This window comes from Peribacillus sp. SIMBA_075 (assembly GCF_046534585.1).
Window position 1 is genome coordinate 1 of sequence record NZ_JAWRYN010001273.1, and the last position, 248, is coordinate 248.

Annotated in this window: 1 pseudogene; it reads right to left on the reverse strand. The window is 43.1% G+C overall.

Going from position 1 to position 248, the window contains the following annotated elements:
* A pseudogene (locus SB775_RS32435) lies at positions 1–248 on the reverse strand (adenosine deaminase); the annotation flags it as partial.

Consider the following 248-nt stretch of genomic DNA (forward strand, 5'->3'; position numbering starts at 1 on the left):
GTCACAGGACAGCTGGTTCACGGAGTTATCAATCTCCACTGTATAAGGCTCCATGATAACGGCATTTCTCATTTTGACACCAAGAGGCATGGAGAATTGCAAATCGCTCATCGTCAGGTCATAGCCTAAGTCTAGTGGAACAAGCCCGCCATTTTCCCATTTTGTTTCTTGAAATTGATGCTGGTTCTCACCATCTAATTTGAGAATAACCCCTTTAGAAATAACCGTTTCAGGATTTGGGTTCATCG